Annotated in this window: 18 protein-coding genes; 14 read left to right on the top strand and 4 right to left on the bottom strand. The window is 64.7% G+C overall.

What is annotated here, in order from left to right; genetic code table 11:
• The first annotated feature begins 3 nt into the window (after positions 1-3).
• Genes Q4610_RS17165 through Q4610_RS17130 form a run of 8 tightly spaced genes read left to right on the top strand, consistent with a single transcriptional unit; the run spans position 4 to position 9224 of the window.
• On the top strand, positions 4-1287 hold the full coding sequence (locus Q4610_RS17165) for an NAD(P)/FAD-dependent oxidoreductase (protein WP_304537199.1): 1284 nt from the start codon (positions 4-6) through the stop codon (positions 1285-1287).
• On the top strand, positions 1287-2828 hold the full coding sequence (locus Q4610_RS17160; RefSeq protein WP_304537198.1) for an ABC transporter substrate-binding protein: 1542 nt from the start codon (positions 1287-1289) through the stop codon (positions 2826-2828). The genes Q4610_RS17165 and Q4610_RS17160 overlap by 1 nt, the downstream gene beginning before the upstream one ends.
• Entirely contained in the window at positions 2828-3808 is a 981-nt protein-coding gene (locus Q4610_RS17155; protein ID WP_304537197.1) for an ABC transporter permease, read from the top strand. The genes Q4610_RS17160 and Q4610_RS17155 overlap by 1 nt, the downstream gene beginning before the upstream one ends.
• On the top strand, positions 3805-4632 hold the full coding sequence (locus tag Q4610_RS17150) for an ABC transporter permease (RefSeq protein WP_304537196.1): 828 nt from the start codon (positions 3805-3807) through the stop codon (positions 4630-4632). Before Q4610_RS17155 ends, Q4610_RS17150 begins: the two co-directional genes overlap by 4 nt.
• Positions 4629-6437 (top strand): ABC transporter ATP-binding protein, encoded by a 1809-nt coding sequence (locus Q4610_RS17145; RefSeq protein ID WP_304537195.1) that lies wholly within the window; start codon positions 4629-4631, stop codon positions 6435-6437. The genes Q4610_RS17150 and Q4610_RS17145 overlap by 4 nt, the downstream gene beginning before the upstream one ends.
• Positions 6434-6739 (top strand): (2Fe-2S)-binding protein, encoded by a 306-nt coding sequence (locus tag Q4610_RS17140; RefSeq protein ID WP_304537194.1) that lies wholly within the window; start codon positions 6434-6436, stop codon positions 6737-6739. Before Q4610_RS17145 ends, Q4610_RS17140 begins: the two co-directional genes overlap by 4 nt.
• Positions 6721-8094 carry an FAD/NAD(P)-dependent oxidoreductase gene (locus tag Q4610_RS17135; RefSeq protein WP_304537193.1) on the top strand — a complete coding sequence of 458 codons (1374 nt, stop codon included), beginning with the start codon at positions 6721-6723 and terminating at the stop codon, positions 8092-8094. The genes Q4610_RS17140 and Q4610_RS17135 overlap by 19 nt, the downstream gene beginning before the upstream one ends.
• Positions 8091-9224, top strand: coding sequence for an NAD(P)/FAD-dependent oxidoreductase (locus tag Q4610_RS17130; protein WP_304537192.1), 1134 nt, complete (start codon positions 8091-8093; stop codon positions 9222-9224). The genes Q4610_RS17135 and Q4610_RS17130 overlap by 4 nt, the downstream gene beginning before the upstream one ends.
• Before the next feature lie 218 nt (positions 9225-9442).
• On the opposite strand, the gene Q4610_RS17125 is transcribed toward Q4610_RS17130, so the two are convergent.
• Positions 9443-10915: an aldehyde dehydrogenase family protein gene (locus Q4610_RS17125; RefSeq protein ID WP_304537191.1), complete on the bottom strand. Its 1473-nt coding sequence runs from the start codon at positions 10913-10915 to the stop codon at positions 9443-9445.
• A 204-nt stretch (positions 10916-11119) separates the two neighbouring features.
• On the opposite strand from Q4610_RS17125, the gene Q4610_RS17120 reads away from it, so the two are divergent.
• The 6 genes from Q4610_RS17120 to Q4610_RS17095 all read left to right on the top strand — a co-directional run bounded on the left by Q4610_RS17120 (position 11120) and on the right by Q4610_RS17095 (position 17967).
• Complete coding sequence (locus tag Q4610_RS17120; RefSeq protein ID WP_304537190.1) at positions 11120-11977, top strand: GNAT family N-acetyltransferase; 858 nt, start codon at positions 11120-11122, stop codon at positions 11975-11977.
• A complete protein-coding gene (locus Q4610_RS17115) occupies positions 11974-13437 on the top strand; it encodes an NAD-dependent succinate-semialdehyde dehydrogenase (RefSeq protein WP_304537189.1) in 1464 nt (487 codons plus the stop codon). The genes Q4610_RS17120 and Q4610_RS17115 overlap by 4 nt, the downstream gene beginning before the upstream one ends.
• A gap of 102 nt (positions 13438-13539) precedes the next feature.
• Positions 13540-14616, top strand: a complete 1077-nt coding sequence (locus tag Q4610_RS17110) for a tartrate dehydrogenase (protein ID WP_304537188.1) — start codon at positions 13540-13542, stop codon at positions 14614-14616.
• Positions 14617-14826: 210 nt separating this feature from the next.
• The gene (locus Q4610_RS17105; protein ID WP_304537187.1) at positions 14827-16212 is read left to right on the top strand and encodes an aspartate aminotransferase family protein; all 1386 of its coding nucleotides are present in this window, start codon (positions 14827-14829) and stop codon (positions 16210-16212) included.
• A 20-nt stretch (positions 16213-16232) separates the two neighbouring features.
• On the top strand, positions 16233-16727 hold the full coding sequence (locus Q4610_RS17100) for an Lrp/AsnC family transcriptional regulator (protein ID WP_066855158.1): 495 nt from the start codon (positions 16233-16235) through the stop codon (positions 16725-16727).
• An 82-nt stretch (positions 16728-16809) separates the two neighbouring features.
• Positions 16810-17967, top strand: coding sequence for a M20 aminoacylase family protein (locus tag Q4610_RS17095; RefSeq protein WP_304537186.1), 1158 nt, complete (start codon positions 16810-16812; stop codon positions 17965-17967).
• A 208-nt stretch (positions 17968-18175) separates the two neighbouring features.
• On the opposite strand, the gene Q4610_RS17090 is transcribed toward Q4610_RS17095, so the two are convergent.
• The 3 genes from Q4610_RS17090 to Q4610_RS17080 all read right to left on the bottom strand — a co-directional run bounded on the left by Q4610_RS17090 (position 18176) and on the right by Q4610_RS17080 (position 21422).
• Complete coding sequence (locus Q4610_RS17090; RefSeq protein WP_304537185.1) at positions 18176-19360, bottom strand: sulfotransferase; 1185 nt, start codon at positions 19358-19360, stop codon at positions 18176-18178.
• Positions 19361-19437: 77 nt separating this feature from the next.
• Entirely contained in the window at positions 19438-19989 is a 552-nt protein-coding gene (locus Q4610_RS17085) for a MarR family winged helix-turn-helix transcriptional regulator (protein WP_304537184.1), read from the bottom strand.
• A 137-nt stretch (positions 19990-20126) separates the two neighbouring features.
• Complete coding sequence (locus tag Q4610_RS17080) at positions 20127-21422, bottom strand: DUF1214 domain-containing protein (protein WP_304537183.1); 1296 nt, start codon at positions 21420-21422, stop codon at positions 20127-20129.
• Positions 21423-21564 lie beyond the last annotated feature (142 nt).

Below are 21564 nucleotides of genomic sequence, written 5' to 3'. Positions count from 1 at the left end.
GCCATGACGGCCCCCTCCCTCTCCTACTGGCTGGCCAGCGCCCCCGCCTTTACCGGCGGGACGCAGGGCGAGGTCGGGGGCAAGGTGGACGTTGCCATCATCGGCGGCGGCTTCACCGGCCTGTCGGCCGCGCTGGCGCTGGCGAGGCAAGGTGCCAGCGTCATGCTGCTGGAACAGGGACAGGTGGCCGGAGAGGCTTCGGGACGCAATGGGGGCCAGTGCAATAATGGCACGGCCCATGATTATGGGGCGCTGTCCGCCCGCTTCGGCAAGGATATCGCCAAAGCCTATTATCGCGTCCATTGCGACGCGGTGGACATGGTTGAACGGATCGCGCAACAGGAAGGCATAGACTGCGCCTTCCGTCGCTGCGGCCGGGTGAAGCTGGCCGCCAAGCCCGCCCATTATGACAAGCTGGCCCGCGCGCACGACCTGCTGCGTGCGGAAGTGGACGACAATGTCCGGCTGGTGCCGCCAGACCGCATGCGCGAGGAAGTGGGATCGGACGCCTTCCACGGCGCGCTGATCCAGACGACCAGCGCGCAATTGCATCCCGCCCGCTTTGGCGTGGGGCTGGCCGAAGCGGCGGCGCGCGCCGGGGCGCGGATTTTCGAGCAGGCGCCCGTCACCGGCATGGACAAGGTGACGGGCGGCTGGCGCGTGACGACGCCCAGGGGACAGGTGACGGCCGCCCAGATACTGGTCGCGACCGGCGGCGCGCCGGCCGCCGCGCCCTTCGGCTTTTTCCGGCGGCGGATCGTGTCGGTCGGCAGCTTCATCATCGCCACCGATCCGCTGGACGATGCGCTGGTCGAAACGTTGCTGCCGAACCGGCGCAATTATGTGACCAGCAAGAATATCGGCAATTATTTCCGGCTGACGCCCGACAATCGCCTGATCTTTGGCGGGCGGGCGCGCTTTGCCATCAGCGATCCGCGATCGGACCTGAAGAGCGGCCATATATTGCAAGAGGTGATGGGCGACATTTTCCCGGCTCTGAAGGGCGTGGGCGTCAGCCATGTCTGGGGCGGGATGGTCGACCTGACCGCCGACCGCCTGCCGCGCGCGGGCGAGCAGGACGGGATTTTCTATTCGATGGGCTATAGCGGCCATGGCGTGCAGATGGCGACCTATATGGGGCAGGCCATGGCCAGGGTGATGGCCGGCGACGTGGCGGCCAATCCCTGGGGCAATCTCGACTGGCCGAGCGTGCCGGGTCATTTTGGCAAGCCGTGGTTCCTGCCGCTGGTGGGCCTGTGGTACAAATGGCAGGATATGATCCATTGATGGACGAATTTGCCTCTCTTTCGCGACGCGGACTGATCGGCGCAGGGCTGGGCCTTGGGGCGGGACTGCTGCTGCCTGACAGCGTGCTGGCTGCCAGCAAGCCGCGCCGGGGCGGTCACATCCGCGTGGCCAGCCTGTCCAGCTCGACCGCCGACACGCTCGACCCCGCCAAGGGCGCGCTGTCGACCGACTATGTGCGGCACTATATGGTCTATAGCGGGCTGACGCAGATGGGCGGCGACCTGATCGCGCGACCAGCGCTGGCCGAACGGATCGTGAGCGACGACCAGACGGTCTGGCATGTCCGGCTGCGCAAGGGCGTGACATTCCATGACGGCGCGAGCCTGACGGCGCAAGATGTCGTCTGGTCGCTGCTGCGGCACAAAGACCCGGCGGTCGGATCGAAGCTGGCGACGATTGCCGAACAATTTGCCGAGGTGAAGGCGGCGGGGAAACAGGATGTCGTCATCCGCCTGACCGGACCCAATGCCGATCTGCCCGCGATCCTGGCGCAATCGCATTTCCTGATCCTGCGCGCGGGCACCAGGGATTTCCGCACCGCCAACGGCACCGGCCCCTATATGGTGACGCAGTTCCGGCCGGGCGTGCGGACCCTGGTACGGCGCAACCCCAATTACTGGAAGCCGGGCAAGGCCTGGCTGGACGAGATCGAGCTGATCGGCATTCCCGACGAGGTTAGCCGGGTCAACGCGCTGTTGTCGGGCGATGTCCAACTGGTGATCGCGGTCAATCCGCGATCGGCCAAGCGGGTCATGGCATCGCGCGGCCATGGCCTGCTGGAAACGCCGTCCAGCCTCTACACCAACCTGATCATGCGGCAGGACCAGTTGCCAACGGGCAATCCGCATTTCGTCGCGGCGATGAAATATCTGACCGACCGGCCACTGATCAAGCGGGCGCTCTATCGCGGCTATGCGACGATCGCCAATGACCAGCCGATCCCGCCCTTCCACCCTTATTATCGCGCCGACCTGCCGCAGACGAGCCTCGACCTGGACAAGGCGCGCTGGCATCTGCAACGCGCCGGCCTGACCGGCGTGCGGTTGCCGGTCTATGCGTCGCCGGCGGCGGACGGATCGGTCGACATGGCCTCGATATTGCAGGAATATGGATCGCGCGTGGGGTTGAACCTGGCGGTCAATCGCGTGCCGGCGGATGGTTACTGGTCGACCCACTGGATGAAGCACCCGCTGGGTTTCGGCAACACCAACCCCCGGCCGACCGCCGACCTGCTGTTCAGCCTGTTCTACAAGTCCGATGCGGCCTGGAACGAGAGCGGGTGGAAGAATCCGCGTTTCGACCGACTGCTGCTGGAGGCGCGGGGCGAGGCCGACCAGGGACGGCGCAAGCAGCTTTATGGCGAAATGCAGGGGCTGGTCCGCGCCCATTGCGGGGTCGGCATTCCGGTCTTTATCAGCCTGATCGACGGATATGACCGGCGGTTGAAGGGCCTGCGGCCGGTGTCGCTGGGGGGCTTGATGGGTTATCAATTCGCTGAACATGTGTGGTGGGAAGGCTGATGGCGGGTGCTGCGACTTTCAGCGGCATGAAGGCCGCGCTGATCCTGATCGGCAAACGCTTCGCATCGTCGCTGCTGACCCTGTTGCTGGTGTCGATGACGATCTTCGTCATTGCGCAACTGCTGCCCGGCGACGCCGCGCAGGAAGCGCTGGGACAAAGCGCGACCGCCGAACAGGTGGCGGCGCTGCGGCACGAAATGGGCCTCGATCGTCCCGCGCCGGTCCGTTATGCAAGCTGGCTGAGCGGCATGGTGAGCGGCGATCCGGGCCAGTCCCTGGTCGCCAACATGCCGGTGGCCGAAGTGATTTCCAGCCGTCTGCCCAACAGCCTGTTGCTGGCCGCGCTGACCGCCCTGATCGCGGTGCCGGCGGCGCTGGCGATCGGCATCGGATCGGCGATGAATCGGGGCGGCCGGATCGACCGGGCGCTCAACATCACCACCCTGTCGATGGTCGCGGTGCCGGAATTTCTGGTGGCGACGATCGCGGTGCTGCTCTTTTCGGTCGAATTGCGCTGGCTGCCTTCGATCGCCCTTGTTTCCGACGAGATGAGCTGGGGCGAGTATCTGCGCGGGGTCGCGATGCCGATCCTGACGCTGAGCGTCGTCGTCATCGCGCAAATGGCGCGGATGACGCGCGCGGCGGTGATCGACCAGATGGACCGGCCCTATGTCGAAATGGCGGTGCTGAAGGGTGTCGCGCCGGTGCAGGTGGTGCTCAAGCATATCATGCCCAATGCGATCGCGCCGATCGTCAACGCCATGGCATTGAGCCTGTCCTACCTGCTGGGCGGCGCGGTGATCGTGGAAACCATTTTCAACTATCCGGGGCTTGCCAGCCTGATGGTCAACGCCGTCACCAGCCGCGACATGCCGCTGCTCCAGGCGTGCGCCATGATTTTCTGCGCGGCCTATCTGATCCTGATGCTGATCGCGGATGTCACCGCGATCCTTGCCAACCCCAGGTTGCGTGCACAATGATCGCTGTGTCTCTCCAAAAGGCGAAAGCCCTGCCGCTGTCCGGCAAGATCGGCCTGATGCTGGTCATCTTCTGGTTGGCCATAGCCCTGTTCGGGCCGATGCTGGCACCCTACCCCGTCGGCGCCTTCGTCGCCTATGACGTGTTCGACGGCTATTCGGCCGCCCATTGGCTGGGCAGCGACTATCTGGGCCGCGACGTGTTGAGCCGGCTATTGTCGGGCGCGCGCTATACCGTCGGGCTGGCCGCCGCCGCCGCGATGCTGGCAAGCGCGACCGGGACGGCGCTGGCGCTGACCGCCGCCGTAGGCGGGCCCAGGGTCGACGAGCCACTGTCCCGTTTCATGGACATGCTGATATCCATCCCGTCCAAGATTTTTTCACTGGTGCTGGTGGCGGCGTTCGGATCGTCACTGCCGCTGCTGCTGCTGATCGCGGCGATCACCTATGTACCGGGCAATTATCGCATCGCCCGCGCGCTGGCGGTAAATCTGGTCCAGATGGATTATGTGCAGGTCGCCAAGGCACGGGGCGAGGGACGGTTCCACATCGCCATCGCCGAAGTGCTGCCCAACATGATCCATCCGCTGCTCGCCGATTTCGGCCTGCGCTTCGTATTCATCGTGCTGCTGCTGTCGGGCCTGTCCTTCCTGGGGCTGGGCGTCCAGCCGCCGGACGCAGACCTGGGATCGCTGGTGCGCGAGAATATTTCCGGGCTGGGCGAAGGGGCGCTTGCGATCCTGGCGCCGGCGGTGGCGATCGCGACACTGACCGTGGGCGTAAACCTGCTGATCGATGCCCTGCCGGGCAGGGGGAAAGGCCGATGACCGACAGACCCCATATCGAGGTGAAAGACCTGTGCGTCACTGCGCGCAATGCGCAGGGCGAGACATTCCCTATCGTCAGTGGCATTGATTTCGCGCTGAAGCGCGGCGAGGTGCTGGCACTGATCGGGGAAAGCGGATCGGGCAAGACGACCATCGCCCTGACCCTGCTGGGCCATGCCCGGCCCGGCGCGACCATCGCGGGCGGATCAATCCGTGTGGGCGACGCGGAACTGACCAGGCTGGATCGCACCGCGCTGGCGCAACTGCGCGGCAATCGCATCGCCTATATCGCGCAAAGCGCGGCGGCGGCCTTCAATCCATCCCGCACGATCATGGATCAGGTAGTGGAACCCGCCCTGATCCACGACCTGATGCCGCGCGACAAGGCGGAAGCCAAGGCGGTCGAACTGTTCCGGGCGCTGGCCCTGCCCTTCCCCGACACGATCGGCGCGCGTTATCCGCACCAATTGTCAGGCGGGCAGTTGCAACGGCTGATGGCGGCGATGGCGCTGATTACCGATCCCGAACTGATCATATTGGACGAACCGACCACGGCACTGGATGTCACCACCCAGATCGAGGTGCTGCGCGCGTTCAAGGCCGTGGTGCTCGAACGCGGCGCGACCGCCATCTATGTGTCGCACGACCTGGCCGTGGTGGCCCAGATGGCGGACCAGATCGTCGTGCTCAATCAGGGACGCATCCGCGAAGCCGGCGCATCCGCGCAAATCCTGCACAGTCCGGCCGACGATTATACCAGGACGTTGATGGCGGCCGCCCGGCCCGCGATGCGGCCGACACCGGCCAGGGCGGCGGTGCCGGCCGCGCCCTTGCTCGAAATTCGCGGGCTGACGGCGGGCTATGGCAAGATTGACAAGGCCGGGCGGCCGCGCATGCCGGTGCTGCGCGACATCAACCTGACGATCGAGCGCGGCGCCACGCTGGGCGTGATCGGCGAATCCGGGTCGGGCAAGTCGACCATCGCACGGGTCATCGCCGGACTGCTGCCCCCCGCGAGCGGGCAGGTGCTGCTGGATGGCGAACCATTGCCGCCGGGACTGGCCGGGCGCAGCCGTGACCAGTTCCGGCGAGTACAACTGGTCTTCCAGAATGCCGATACCGCACTGAACCCCGCGCATAGCGTGCAGCAGATACTGGAACGGCCACTGGCCTTTTATCACGGGCTGAAGGGCAATGCCGCGCATCTGCGGGTGATGGAGCTGATGGACCTCATTCGCCTGCCCGCGACCCTGATCGACCGCAATATCGGCGGCCTGTCGGGCGGGCAGAAGCAGCGCGTCAACCTGGCACGGGCGCTGGCGGCCGATCCGCAACTGATCCTGTGCGATGAAGTCACGTCGGCGCTGGATACCGTGGTGGGCGCGGCTATCCTGGACCTGATGGCGGAATTGCGCCGCGAACTGGGCATCGCCACCATGTTCATCAGCCACGATATTTCGACCGTGAAGGCGATCTGCGACGACATATTGGTCCTTTATGCGGGCACGATGGTCGAAACGGGACCGCGCGCCGCATTCCAGACCGCGCCCTTCCATCCCTATACCGACCTGCTGATCGGATCGGTGCCGGAAATGCGCGCGGGCTGGCTGGAGGAAAGCCATGCCGGCCGCGGGCCACCGCCGATCGGCGCGGCGGGCGACCATCCCGATCTCTGCCGCTTCCTGCCGCGCTGTCCCGCGCGGGTGGATGGACTGTGCAATATCACACCCCCGCCCCGCCACCCGCTGGCGAAGGGCAACCGCATCCTTTGCCATCTTGGAGCAGAAAGCCTGTGCCCGTCATGAGCCGGTTCGTACGACTGGGCGAAACCGATCGCCCGCCCGTCACCCTGTATGTCGATGACCAGCCGGTCACAGCGCTGGAAGGCGACACGCTGATGGTGGCGCTGCTCGCCAGTGGCGGCACGCTGCGCCAGGGCGAGTTCGGACCGGAAAAGCGTGCCGGCTTCTGCCTGATGGGGGCGTGTCAGGATTGCTGGGTCTGGACCAGCAGCGGCGAACGGCTGCGCGCCTGTTCCACCCTGGCCACAGCCGGCCAGCGCATCGTCACCAGCCAGCCGGAGTCGACATGGCCGAGCAACGCATAATCATCGTCGGCGCCGGCCCCGCAGGCACGCGCGCCGCACAGGCCTGTGTCGCGGCGGGGCTGCAACCGATCGTCCTTGACGAAGGGCGGCACGCGGGCGGGCAGATCTATCGCCGCCAGCCGGACAATTTCACCCGGCCCTATACCAAGCTGTACGGCACGGAGGCGGACCGGGCACAGGCGGTCCATGATGCTTTTGATGCGATCAGGGACCGGATCGACTATCGGCCCGAAACACTGGTCTGGAACATCGCCGACCGCCATGTGTGGACAGCGAGTGGGACAGGTCAAACAGCATTGCCGTTCGACGCGCTGCTTCTGTGCACCGGGGCCACCGACCGGCTGATGCCGGTCAAGGGCTGGCAATATGCGGGCAGTTACAGCCTGGGCGGGGCGCAGGTGGCGCTCAAGAGCCAGGCGGTGTCGATCGGGCATCGCGTGGTGTTCATGGGTTCCGGGCCTTTGCTCTATCTGGTCGCGAGCCAATATGTGGAGGCCGGAGCGGCCGTGGCGGCGGTGCTGGACACGTCGCCCTTTTCCGCGCGGGTCAAGGCGCTGCCCGACCTGCTGGCAGTGCCATCGATACTGTGGAACGGCGTGAAGCTGACCCAGGCGATCAAGCGCGCTGGCGTGCCGGTCCATCTGGGCGTGACGCCGGTGGAGATATTGGGCGATCCCGATACGGGCGTCAACGGCGTGCGGTTCCGCGACAGCGGCGGCAAGGAACAGAGCATCGCCTGCGACGCGGTGGCGATGGGGCATCATTTGCGACCCGAAACCCAGTTGGCCGACCTGGCGCGCTGCGCCTTCGCGTTCGATTCGCACACGCGGCAATGGTTGCCGGAACGCGATGGCGACGGGCGGGCAAGCGTGGCGGGCGTCTATCTGGCGGGCGACGGGGCAAGGATATTGGGCGCACGATCGGCCGAGGCCAGCGGCACGCTGGCGGCGCTGGCGGCGCTGGCTGATCTGGGCCTGCCGGTGGACAAGGGGGTGACGGCCAGCCTGCGCGGCGAGGTGGCGACCTATGCGAAGTTCGCGCGCGGCCTGGCGACGGCCTTTCCATGGCCGTCCGCACAGGCCGCAGCGTTGCCCGACGATGCGGTGCTATGCCGTTGCGAGGGTGTGAGTGCGGGTGATCTGCGCGCGGTGATGCGCGAGACGGGCGCGCAGGAGGCGAACCGGGCCAAGGCGTTCAGCCGGGTCGGCATGGGCCGGTGCCAGGGTCGCTATTGCGGCCTTGCCGCCGCCGAACTGATCGCCGCGGAAGCGGGCATCCCGGTCGATCAGGTCGGTCGATTGCGGGGCCAGGCGCCGGTCAAGCCGATCAACATCGGCATTGGAGACGAAAAGTGAACGGGGCAAGCGATGTCATCATAGTGGGCGGGGGCCTGATGGGATCATCCGCCGCCCTGTTCCTGCGCGGTCACGGGATTTCGGTCACGCTGCTGGAAACCGACCTGATCGGGCGGCAGGCAAGCGGCACCAATTTCGGCAATGTGCGGCGGCAGGGCCGCCCGATCCATCAGTTGCCGCTGGCCAATCGCGCCAGCGCCATCTGGCGCCGGTCGCGTGAGTTGCTGGGCGCGGATGTCGAATATCTCCAGTCCGGGCATATCCGCGTCTGCTATCGCGAGCGGCCCGAACTGGTGGGATCGATGGAGGATTATGCCGCCAAGGCACGGCTGGAAGGTCTGGACCTGGAACTGTTGAGCGGCAATGCGTTGCGCGACAAATTCCCCTTTTTCGGGCCGGACGTGCTGGCCGGTTCCTATTCCGCGATGGACGGCCACGCCAATCCGCGCCTGGCCGCCCCGGCCTTTGCCCGCGCGGCGCAGAAGCTGGGTGCGATCATCCATGAAAATACGAAGATTGTCGACGCGCAGAAGGTGGGCGAGGATTTCATCGTCACCGCCGCCAACGGCCGGACCTTTCGCGCGCCCATCCTGCTGATTACCGCAGGCGCATGGGGCAATGCGCTGTCCTCGCAATTTGGCGAGCCGGTGCCGATCGTGTCACGCGGACCGAATATGAGCGTCACCGAGCCGGTCCCCTATGCCATCCTGCCTGCCGTCGGCGTGATGACGCCGATCGAGGAAGAGACGGTCTATTTCCGGCAGGTGGCGCGCGGCAATATCGTGCTGGGCGGCAGTACACGCGGGCCATCCTTCCCCGACCAGTATCGCGCCTATGTCGAGCCGCAAAATACCCTGACCCAGTTGCAGCAGATCAGGCGGCTGGCGCCGGCGCTGGGCAAGCTCAACATCATTCGTGTCTGGTCCGGCATCGAAGGCTATATGCCCGACAGCCAGCCGGTGATGGGACCGAGCGCGACGACCAGCGGCCTATATTACGCCTTCGGCTTTTCCGGGTCGGGATTTCAGATCGGGCCGGGTGTGGGCGAGACGATGGCGGAGATCATCGCCACGGGCGGGACGGATATACCGATGGAGCCATACCGGATCGGGCGGTTTGCCAAGGGCTGACGCCGTGGCTCAGCACTGCCGCCGCCTTTGGCGAAAAGAGCGCGTCGCGCTTGATCGCGGCCCGCGGGCTGCGCCATAGTCGTAGATGGCGTTACGATCCCGCGCCCTGGCGGCACGGGCGAACGGCCCTTCCAGTCCCGGATCGACGCGAAAGGTGAAGGTCGCTTCGTGCATCGCAGACTGGTGCCATGGAACATATGGAACCAGTCTGCCAAATGTCAGAACTCGATCAAGGCCACCTTGGTCTTGAGATTGGCCATATAGGCTTCACGGCCGAGATCCTTGCCGATGCCGGACTGTTTATAACCGCCCGTCGGCAGGATGAAGTCGTTGCTGCGGCCATAGCGGTTGACCCACACGGTGCCGGCTTCGAGCGACCGGGTGGCGCGCAGGGCGCGCGTCAGATCGCCAGTGTGGACGCCGGCGGCCAGACCATAGGCGCTGTCATTGGCGAGCGCATAGGCTTCCTCTTCGTCCGCAAAGGTCTGGACGGTCAGCACCGGCCCGAAGATTTCGCCCTGAACCGCCTCGCTCTTCTGATCGACATTGGCAAGCAGCGTGGGCGCGAAATAGCTGCCCTCCTGCGGCGCGGTGGCGCGGCCGCCGCCAGTCAGCACTTGCGCGCCATTGGCCACCGCACGCTGGACGATGCCATCGATGCGATCGAGCTGGCCTTCCGAAATGATCGGGCCGAGCGTCGTGTCGGTGCGCCAGGTCGGGCCGGCGCGATGCGCGGCGAAGCTGGTCATGATGCGGTCGATCACCTGATCGGCAACGCTTTCCTGCACCAGCAGGCGCGATCCGGCGACGCAGACCTGGCCTGCATTCAGGGTGATGGCGCGGGCGACGATGGCCGATGCCTTGTCCAGCCCCGCGTCGGCAAAGATGATCTGGGGACTTTTTCCACCCAGTTCCAGCGTCACCGGCTTCGGCCCGGTCCGGGCGCAGGCGGCCATGATCGCCGCGCCCGTGGCGGTCGATCCGGTGAAGGTGACTTTCGCAACCTCAGGGCGCCGCACCAGCGGATCGCCGACGCTGCGCCCGTCCCCCTGCACGATGTTGAAGATGCCCGCGGGCAGTCCCGCTTCGATCGCGAGTTCGGCGAGGCGCACGATGCTGAACGGCGTCATTTCGGACGGTTTGAGGACGATGCTGTTCCCCGCCGCGATGGCGGGCGCGATTTTCCACGCCGCCATGACCAGCGGCAGGTTCCAGGGTGCGATCGCCGCCACCACGCCATAGGGTTCGTGGATGGTGAGGCCGAGCTTGTCGGGCGTGGTCGCCGCCACTTCGCCCCCGATCTTGTCCGCCCATTCGGCAAAGAAACGGATGGTTTCGGCGGTATAGGTCACGTCCCATGCCCGGATTTCGTGGATCATGCGGGTGGACCCCAATGCCTCCAGCGGGGCGAGCACGTCCATGTCGGCTTCGATCAGGTCGGCCCAGCGGCGCAGCACCCGCATCCGCCCGCGCGGGTCGGTCTGCGCCCAGCCGCTGCCCTTGCAGGCCCGCTGGGCATCCTCCACCGCCTGCGCCAGTTGTGCGTCGTCCACGCTGTCAAGGTCGGCATAGACCCGCCCGTCCGACGGACGCCGCACGGCGATGGCGTTGCCACGGCCCAGAACGCGCCGCCCGCCGATGAAATTGCTGCCCTGCGGCACGGCAATATGATCGGGGTTGAAACTGTCCACGGCCTGTCTCCTGAAATACACTGCGCGCCAGAATATGGATCGCGCGCGGCATGTGTTGCAGTTGCGCAGGAAAGTCTGCGCGATAATCTTCCAAAAACGACGCGAAGGCAGCAGCCAATGCTTGGCCGCGCCTTTTATGGTTGCTCCACGTGATTCCTAAATCAAGGCAGGCGGACGACCCTTTTCCGCCAGGGAGCAAGACGCATGGCGACAGGCATAGAGGCGATGGTGGACCTGCGGCGCATGACGCCTGACGATCTGCACGCCGCCCACGCGCTTTCCAGCGAACAGAAATGGCCCCATCGGATCGAGGATTGGGACATGCTGCTGAGCCTTGGCTTTGGCTATGTGGCGGAACGGGACGGCACCGTCATCGGCACGGCCATGGCATGGACCTACGGGCTGGACGCAGCGACGCTGGGCATGGTGATCGTATCGCCTGCCGCGCAGGGCATGGGGCTGGGCCGCCGGCTGATGGAGAAGGTCATGGCCGACCTGGGCGACCGCACCATATTGCTGAACGCCACCGACGAGGGCGCGCCGCTCTATCGCAAGCTGGGGTTCGAGAGCGCAGGCCCGGTGTTCCAGCATCAGGGCGCAGCCTTTGCCGTGCCGGTCGCCGAACTGATCCCAGACGAACGGGTGCGCCCCCTGGGCGCCAAGGACATGCCAACGCTCCACGCGCTGGCGCGGCGGGCGAGCGGCATGAACCGCGACGCGCTGCTGGACGCACTGGTGCCCGGCGCGCAGGGGGTGGTGCTGACGCGGAGCAACGAGCCGGTCGGCTTTGCGCTGTTTCGCCGGTTCGGGCGCGGCTATGTCGTCGGGCCAACCGTCGCGCCGGACACGGGCGGAGCGAAAGCGCTGATTTCGCACTGGCTGGGGTCCAACAGCGGGATATTCTGTCGGCTGGACGTACCGGAGGAAAGCGGGCTGTGCGACTGGCTGGACGAGCTGGGCCTGCCCTGCGTCGGCCGGGTGATGCGCATGGTGCGTGGCCCCCTGCCACAGACGGACCCGGCCATTACGACTTTCTCCCTCACGACACAGGCACTCGGATGACCCTTTCCCTTTCCAACCCCGCCCTCTTCATCGAACGCGCACTGATTGACGGCGCATGGGTCGGCGCGACATCCGGCGCGACGCTGGACGTGGACAACCCCGCCACCGGCGCGATCATCGGCACCATAGCCGATTGCGGGGAAGCCGACACCCAGGCGGCCGTGGACGCAGCGCAGGCGGCCTGGCCCGCATGGCGCGCGAAAACCGCCGGGGAACGGGCCAGCCTGCTGGAACGCTGGTACGCGCTGGTGATGGACAATCTGGCCGATCTGGGCCGGATCATGACCGCCGAACAGGGCAAGCCCCTTGCGGAAGCGGAAGGCGAAATTCGTTACGCGGCGAGTTTCATCAAATGGTTCGCCGAAGAGGGCCGCCGGATCGACGGCAGCATCATTCCCGCGCCCGAAGCCAATCGCCGCATATTGGTGATGAAGGAGCCGGTGGGGGTTTCGGCGGCGATCACGCCATGGAATTTCCCCGCGGCGATGATCACCCGCAAATGCGCACCCGCGCTGGCCGCCGGTTGCCCGGTGGTGGTGAAGCCTTCGGAACTGACGCCCTATACCGCGCTGGCGCTGATCAAGCTGGCGGACGAGGCGGGCTTCCCCAGGGGCGTGATCAACATCGTCACGGGCCAGGCCGCGCCGATCGGTGCGGTGCTGACCGGCAGCGAGGCAGTGCGCAAACTGTCCTTCACCGGATCGACGCGCGTGGGTGCGCTGCTGATGCGGCAGAGCGCGGACACGATCAAGCGGCTGAGCCTGGAACTGGGCGGCAATGCGCCACTGATCGTATTTGACGATGCGGACGTTGACCTGGCGGTCGCGGCGACGATGGCGAGCAAGTTCCGCAATGCCGGCCAGACCTGCGTATGCGCCAACCGCATATTGGTGCAGGACGGCATTCACGATGCCTTTGCCGAAAAACTGGCCAAGGCGGTGTCGGCGCTGAAGATCGCGCCAGGCGATCAGGACGGCAGCACGATCGGCCCATTGATCAACCAGGCGGCGGCGGAAAAGGTGAAGGCGCATGTCGAGGATGCGCTGGCCCATGGCGCGACGCTGTTTGCGCAGGCCCCTGAAGGCGCGACCGGCGCGCGCTTCGCCCGGCCCGTCATCCTGACCGGCGCGACTCGCGACATGCTGCTGGCGAGCGAAGAGACGTTCGGCCCGGTCGCGCCGCTGTTCCGTTTCACCCATGAGGAAGAGGGCATCGCGCTGGCGAACGATACCAGCTTTGGTCTGGCCAGCTATTTCTACACCGAAAATCTGCATCGCGCCTTTCGCGTGGGCGAACGGCTGGAGGCCGGCATGGTGGTGCTCAATACCGGGGGCATGGCGATGGAGATGGCTCCATTCGGCGGGATCAAGCAGTCGGGTCTGGGCCGCGAGGGTGCCCATGCGGGCATCGAGGAATATCTGGAAACCAAGGCGTTCCATATCGGCGGGCTGAAGCTCTGACCCGCCTTTCCATCCGTTCGGGCCGAGCCTGTCGATGCCCATTCCTTGTTCTTGAAGAAAAGTGACGCCCTTCGACAGGCGCAGGGCGAACGGGAGTAGGCTATGACGACCGCACGCAATTATTCCATCTCCGTCATCCCCGGCGACGGCATCGGCAAGGAAGTCATGCCCGAAGGCGTGCGCGTGCTGGAACGGGCGGCAAGCCTCTATGGCTTTTCGATCGAACAGACCTGGCAGGATTTCGCATGCTGCGACTATTATGCCAGACATGGCCAGATGATGCCGGACGACTGGAAAGAGCGGATCGGCCAGCCCGATGCGATCTTTTTCGGTGCGGTCGGCTGGCCCGACACGGTGCCCGACCATGTTTCGCTCTGGGGGTCGCTGCTCCAGTTCCGGCGGGAATATGACCAATATGTCAATCTGCGCCCGGTCCGGCTGATGCCCGGCGTCCCCTGCCCGCTGGTCGGGCGGGAACCGGGCGATATCGACTTCTGGGTGGTGCGCGAAAATACCGAGGGCGAATATAGTTCGGTCGGTGGCAAGATGTTCCCCGGCACGCCGCGCGAGGTGGTGATCCAGGAAACAGTGATGACCCGGCACGGCACCGACCGGGTGCTGCGCTATGCCTTCGACCTGGCCGCGACGCGGGATCGCAAGCATGTCACGTCCGCCACCAAGTCCAACGGCATCGCCATCACCATGCCCTGGTGGGACGAGCGGGTGGAGGAGATGGCCAAAAACTATCCCACCGTCACCCACGACAAATATCATATCGACATATTGACCGCGCAGTTCGTGCTGAACCCCGATCGGTTCGACGTGGTGGTGGCGTCGAACCTGTTCGGCGATATCCTGTCCGACCTTGGCCCCGCCTGCACCGGCACGATCGGTGTTGCGCCATCGGGCAACATCAACCCGGACCGCACCGCGCCGTCGCTGTTCGAGCCGGTCCATGGCTCCGCCCCCGACATTGCGGGGAAGGGCATCGCCAATCCGGTCGGCCAGATCTGGTCGGCGGCGATGATGCTGGAGCATCTGGGCGAAGCGGACGCCGCCGCCGCGATCATGCGAGCGGTGGAAACCGTGCTGGCCGAACCGGGGCTGCGCACCGGCGACCTCAAGGGCAAGGCCAATACCGAGCAGTGCGGCAAGGCGATCGCCGACGCGCTGGCCTGATCCTGCACCAGTCAACACAAGCGGCGTGTTCGCGCGCGGGCAGGAACACGCCGCCCTGACAGGTCGGGTTTCCTGACAGGCCGCAGCATAATCTGCCGCACCAGTTCCCGATTAAAGCCGGTAGCGGTGCCTATTCGCCCCATATCGGACTTTGCCCCTGCGCCGTAACGATAGGCTGACCCCATAACTACCATGGCGAGCACACAGACGATGCACCAATCCAACCGATCCCTGCTGGACATCGACCGCGATCATCTGATCCATCCCGTCACCTCCTTCCGCGGGCATGAAGCGCGCGGCGCGACGCTGTTGCAAAGCGGCAAGGGCATGTGGCTGACCGACATGGATGGCCGCGAGGTGCTGGATGCATTCGCCGGCCTGTGGTGCGTCAATGTGGGCTATGGCCAGGACAGCATCGTCGAGGCAGCGGCCGAACAGATGCGCCGACTGCCCTATGCGACAGGCTATTTCCATTTCGGCAGCGAGCCGGCGGTGAAGCTGGCGCAGCGCCTGGTCGACCTCAGCCCCGATGGCCTTGACCATGTCTATTTCACCTTGGGCGGATCGGACGCGGTGGACAGCGCGATCCGCTATATCACCCACTATTACAACGCCATCGGCAAGCCTGCCAAGAAACAGTGCATCGCGCTGGAACGCGGTTATCATGGATCGAGCAGCACCGGCGCCGGGCTGACGGCGCTCGCCAATTTCCATCGCGGGTTCGACCTGCCGCTGCGCTGGCAGCATCATATCGCGTCGCCCTATCCCTATCGCAGCGATCTGGAGGGCGACGACGCCGCGATCATCGCGCGGTCGGTGCAGGAATTGAAGGACAAGGTCGCGCAATTGGGTGCGGACAATGTCGCCGCCTTCTTCTGCGAGCCGATCCAGGGTTCGGGCGGGGTGATCGTGCCGCCGGTCGGTTGGCTCAAGGCCATGCGGCAGGCGTGCGACGAACTGGACATTTTGCTGGTCGCCGACGAGGTCATCACTGCCTTTGGCCGCACCGGGCCGATGTTCGCCTGCGAAGCGGAAGGCGTGACGCCGGACCTGATGACCGTCGCCAAGGGGCTGACCGCCGGCTATGTGCCGATGGGCGCGGTGCTGATGTCGGACAAGGTGTATCAGGGCATCGCCAATGGTGCGGCGCCTGATGTGGCGATCGGCCATGGTGCGACCTATTCGGGTCATCCGGTGAGTGCGGCGGTCGGGCTGGAAGTGCTGCGCCTCTATACCGAAGGCGGCATATTGGCGAACGGGCAGAAGGTGGCCGTGCGTTTCGACGCGGGGCTGGCCGGGTTGGCCGACCATCCGATGGTCGGCGATACGCGCGGACGCGGCCTGCTGGGCGCGATCGAACTGGTCGCGGACAAGGGCGGCAAGACACGCTTCGATCCCGCGCTCAAGCTGGCCGACCGGCTGTTTGCCAAAGGATATGAGAATGGCGTGATCTTCCGCGCCTTCGCCGACAATATCATCGGCCTCGCCCCGGCGCTCTGCGCGTCGGACGCGGAGATGGACGAGATATTCGCACGTATCCGCAAGACACTGGACGACCTGCTCGAAGAAGCCGATATTCGCGCAGCACTGGGATAAAAACAGGGGGGAGCAGGGCTATGTTGGGCGGACCACGACTGGACAGGATCGACCTCAAGATCCTTACGCAGCTTCAGCAATCCGGCCGCATCACCAATGTCGAGCTGGCCGATGCGGTCGGCCTGTCCCCCAGCCCCTGCCTCACGCGGGTCAAGCGGCTGGAGAAGGCGGGCTACATCACCGGCTATGGCGCGCATATCAACCTGCACAAGCTGGGCGAATATCTGACCGTATTCACCGAGGTCACGCTGACCGAGCATCGGGCCGGCGACTTTTCCCGGTTCGAAACGCGCATCCGCAAGCTGGACGAGATCGTCGAATGTCATCTGGTCAGCGGCGGCTATGATTATCTGCTGAAATTCGTGACGCGCGGCGTGGCGCATTATCAGTCGATCATCGAGGGGATGCTGGAAAGCGATTACGGGATCGAGAAATATTTCAGCTATGTCGTGATCAAATCGCCCTTCATCAAACATCATTATCCGATCCAGCACCTGTTCGGCGAACAGCGATAGGAGCGCATGCGTTCGGGGAGCCTGGTCCTGCGCAAGCAGGAGCCGAGTTTCCTTTAAGCGAGATGGAGTTTAGCGTCTTTCCATGACCGACATATCCGACCTGATCCAGCCGCTCGTCGCATTTCGCCGCGACATCCATGCCCATCCCGAACTGGGCTTTTGCGAGCACCGCACCGCCGGACGGATCGCCGAACACCTGCGCGCGCTGGGGCTGGAGGTGCATGAGGGGATCGGCCGGACCGGCGTGGTCGGCATAATGCGCAACGGCACGTCGGGACGCAGCATTGGCCTGCGCGCCGATATGGACGCGCTTCCGATCCATGAGCAGACCAACCTGCCCTATGCCAGCACGACGCCCGGCACCTTCCATGGCTGCGGTCATGACGGACATGTCGCGATGCTGCTGGGCGCGGCGCAGCATCTGAACCGGAGCCGCAATTTCGACGGCACGGTCCATTTTTTCTTCCAGCCCGCCGAGGAAGGCCAGGGCGGCGCGCGCGAGATGGTGCGGGAAGGATTGTTCGAACGCTTCCCCTGCGACCGGGTGTTCGCGCTGCACAACTGGCCCGACCTGCCCGCAGGGACGATCGCGACGCGCCCCGGCCCGATCATGGGGGCGGCCGACAAGTTCGAGATCCGGCTGGAAGGACGCGGCGGCCACGCCGCCATCCCGCAGGACACACCGGACGCGATTTTTGCTGCAGCAGCATTGGTGCAGCAATTAAACGCAATCGTGTCACGCCGGATCGCGCCGACAGCATCCGCCGTCCTGTCCATCACGCAGATACATGGCGGGCATACCCATAATGTCATCCCCGACCTGGTGACCGTGTCAGGGACCGTCCGCACATTCGATCCGGCGGTGCAGGACCGGATCGAGGCGTCGATCCGCGAGATTGCCGCAGGCGTCGCACTGGCGGGCGAACTGACCGCCACGGTCGATTATCAACGCTATTATCCCGCGACGATCAACGATGCCCAAGCCGCGCAGGAGGCGCTGGACGCCGCCGCGACCGTGGGCGTCGCGCAACTGGCGCCCGACCCGGCCTTCACCTCGGAAGATTTCGCCTTCATGCTGCAAGCGTGCAAAGGGGCCTATATCTGGCTGGGCCAGGGCAAGCCGGAAGGGGCTACGCCGCTGCACAATCCGCATTATGATTTCAACGACGATGTGCTGGGTCTGGGCATCAGATTGCACGTCGCGCTGGTCGAACAGCATCTGGCCCTGTCGCTGCAATAAGCGGCCTTTGCTGCCGTCATGGGTCGATCCCAGGTCGACATCATCGGCATTGGGGGCAGGCTGATTGGTGCACAGACCCGCTGTGGACACGGGTGCCTTGGGCGGCTGCGCGGAATTGCAGGCGTCCTTCCGGCCAGATGCTGCGCCATGAGACAGCGATCCCCATTTGCAGCATCAATGGGCCATATGATTATGGAACGCCTGCCGGTCAGGACATGCCGGCCGAAAGATAACGCTGCCGATAGACATCGAATGTCGGGCCGAGCGTCTGCCAGTCAACACCGAACGGTGCGAACGTATATGTATGGCGCCCATAGCGATCGCTGTCATTGGCCGGATCATCGAGCCATGCGCGCATCGCCGCTTCGCCTTCTGGCGTCCAGTCAAATCCCCATTCGGCATAGCATTGCTTCAGCGCTGCGACCGGATCGGATATGAAGCGGTTGAACGCCATGTGACGCACGCGCGGATCGTGCATCGCGGGATCTGCCATCACAGCGGCCAGTCGACCGGAGAAATCGGCGAGATAACCCGCAGCCAGCGTCTGGCGATCGATGCCGCCACAGGTAATCCCGTCATACACGACGCCTGCGATCGTCAGATTGGAGGGCAGGAATTTCGCCGGTTCCCGGTGCGGGAAAAGGCATCGGGCATCGGGAAAAACCTTGAACAGCGTGGAAAGGTGGCGTTGATGCTCGATACCCTTGAGCACCCAGCGTTTGCGCGGTTGCCGCCATTGCTGATGCTGGAGGAACAGCTTGAGGAAGCGGTAGGCATCCTCGAAATCCTCTTCCCCGACCCGGATCGCAAGAGTGGGCGCATCGCACAGGACGACCGGATAATTGTCGAAGAAGTCCAAGGTCAGGATTTCCTCGTCTTCGATCAGTGTCTCCGCCCCCATATCCCAATAGGGATGGAGTGCGATGATGCCGGGGCAACGGTCAAGGAAATGCCGCACCACTGCATCCGCGGCAGCCTTTCGCGCGGCTGTCACCGGGCGCTCTCCCGGTGGGGGCGACGGCTCGTGCACCTGCCATGCTCTGACCGGCCGGTTGGCGGGATCCGCACCGAGCAGTGCCTGCTGGATGGACGTGCCCGTGCGGGGGAAGCCGATGATGAAGATCGGATCGATAATCTCTTCATCCAGGATAGCGGGATGATTGCCGATGTCGCGTGCGATGTTCAGGCGCCGCGCCAACAGCTTGACGACCTGGCGCCGCGTGGCGATGCCCTGGTCGGCCGTATATGCCCCGCGCGCACGAAAGGCTTCCAGCAGCTTGCTGACCCGATGCCGCAGGGCATCATCGACAAGGCCGCAGGTGCCTGAGGCAATTTCGGCGGATGCGATCACGGAATCGATGTCCAGCAGACGTTCATTGCCTTCCACGGCCATACTCCCCTCCTTCTTCTCATTTCATGCCATCCCCGCATTATCCGTGGGTGGCGCGGCGGCCAGCCTGCGGCCAATGATCAGGATTGCGCTGTGCTATCGGGCATGGTTGCAGTGATCGTCTCGATCTGGCGATGCAGCTTGCGCAGCAACATCGCCAGCATCTCCTGCTCCGCGCTTTCCATGGACGCGATGGCGACCCGGTGGGGAACCCTATGCTGGCGCCCCTCGAAGGCCCGCAATATTGCAAGACCATCCGGTGTCAGCCGGATTTTCTGGCTGCGCCTGTCTGTCACCTGCTGGTTACGCTCGACATAGCCCAATGCCTCCAGCGCATTCACCCGCTTCCCGATCCCCGCAAAGGAGATGAAGAAATGCTGTCGCAACTGCGAGGGTGTCGCTTCAAAGGGCAGACCAAGCCGGTGCAGCGCATCGAGCACAAGCAACTCGCCAGTGTTCAATCCGCGCGCGCGGCACTGCACCTCGAAGCTGCGCTCTACCGATCGTGCCACTTCGAGTATCCGCGTGCTGAGCGCGTTGATGCGCGCATTGGTCACATCGTCATCCAGCGCCCAGGCCTTTTCCGCCTGATCGATCAGATCGCTTACATGTGCTGCTGCCCGCCCCGCCATCTTCACGTCTTTCGTCACACTGAGAACAGGCTGTGCGTAGAGCCGGAACAGGGGAACGGTGCAGTAGCGCCCGTTGCGCCTTTCATGTCTGGCAGCGCGATGCCGGCGATGCTCATCTCTGTCTCCCTCTCTCAGGATTATAGTTCGAGGCGGCCCGCCCAGCTTGTCCGCCGCTGGGCGATCTGCTGCTCCCGTTCCGCGGCGGTGCAGGCTTTCGCGCCCGCGGTTGCAGCTTCGATATCGGCCAGCTTCACCAGTTGTTCGCTGATGAGGCAGGGCAATTGATCTTCCGGCGTGTCGCTTGGCACGCCTTGCCAGCGGTGCAGCAGGATCGTTTCGTTCAGGCCGCCCGTATCGAGCCAGTTGTGGATGCCAGGATCGGTCGGCCCGATGGCAAAGGTGAAATGGCCATCTGCGTCTGCCGCGATCTGGGCATTGTTGAGCGAGCCGGTGGACAGGTTGGGCGCGATGCTGCGGTGCCACCAGTCATGGACGACGATATCGCGGAAGGCAGCGTTGCCGCCATTCACCTTGATGACATAGGCTTCGTCGTCGCCGATCCGCAGGGTGCCGTAGCAGCCGAACTGTGACCGCAAGCCGCCAACGCCGCCCGAACTCGCCGGCCGGATCAGGCGGTTCGGCGGCTTGCCATGCGTCAGCATGGTGAACCAGTAATAGAGCGGCACGTCCCCCAGCATCCATTCGATGGCGCGATAGGCCATTTCATCCTCGCTGATCGGTGCCACACCCGTGGGATTGAGGCGGGTGACGCGCAGGGCGTTGGGCCGTTCGCTGTCCCAGTCGCCCAGCGCGTCCCGGATGAACAGGAACATCGCGCCACGCTGGGTTTGCAGATGATTGCTGCGTCCGTTCGCGGGCTGGTCGTCGATCGTGACGGTGAAGCTGCCATCGTCGGCCACCTCAAAATCTTCACATGTCAGGCTGGCCAGCGTGATCGACGTGCCGGGATTGCCAACGATGGTCCAGGTAACGTCCGCCGGCCCCGTGCCAAGCCGCTGTCCATCGATGCGGTAGTGCCCGCCATGCGCGACAGGGATCAGACGATAACCATTGTCGGGGTTGTCGCCGCCAATCCGGCAGGACGGGGAATGATGACCGAACCAGTCATGCGCGATCATCCAGTTCTGGAATATGCGCGGATGCTCCGCGTCGCTGTTGCAGGCCTTGTTGATATAGTTCAGCGCATATTCCTGGATGAAATCATCGAGCAGGGCCTTGGCCTGATCGCTTACCGTTTCCGAGACGGTCGCCCACAGGAATTTCGCTTTCAGGGTCGCGGCCTTCACATCATCGCGCGCGCGCAAGCACAGCGCCTGCTGCTCGACCCAGATTTGATCGGCGTTGGCGATTGGATTGCGTGACGAGAGAAAATATCCATCCGTCTTGATCCAGTCAGCAATTGTCCTGGCCATGATCTCTCTCCTTTTTGCACACGGCATCGTTCGGCGCCGGACACGCAGCCGACGTCGATGAAACTGGACGCCGAAAGCCGCCCAATTAGATTACCAGGATTACTATTATCGGATTGATCGCCAAGCATGGAATATGTGCGCC

This window comes from Sphingobium cyanobacteriorum, assembly GCF_030580935.1.
Classification (GTDB): domain Bacteria; phylum Pseudomonadota; class Alphaproteobacteria; order Sphingomonadales; family Sphingomonadaceae; genus Sphingobium; species Sphingobium cyanobacteriorum.
Note: the sequence above shows the minus strand (reverse complement) of the source record. Positions and strands in the feature narration are given on the sequence as shown.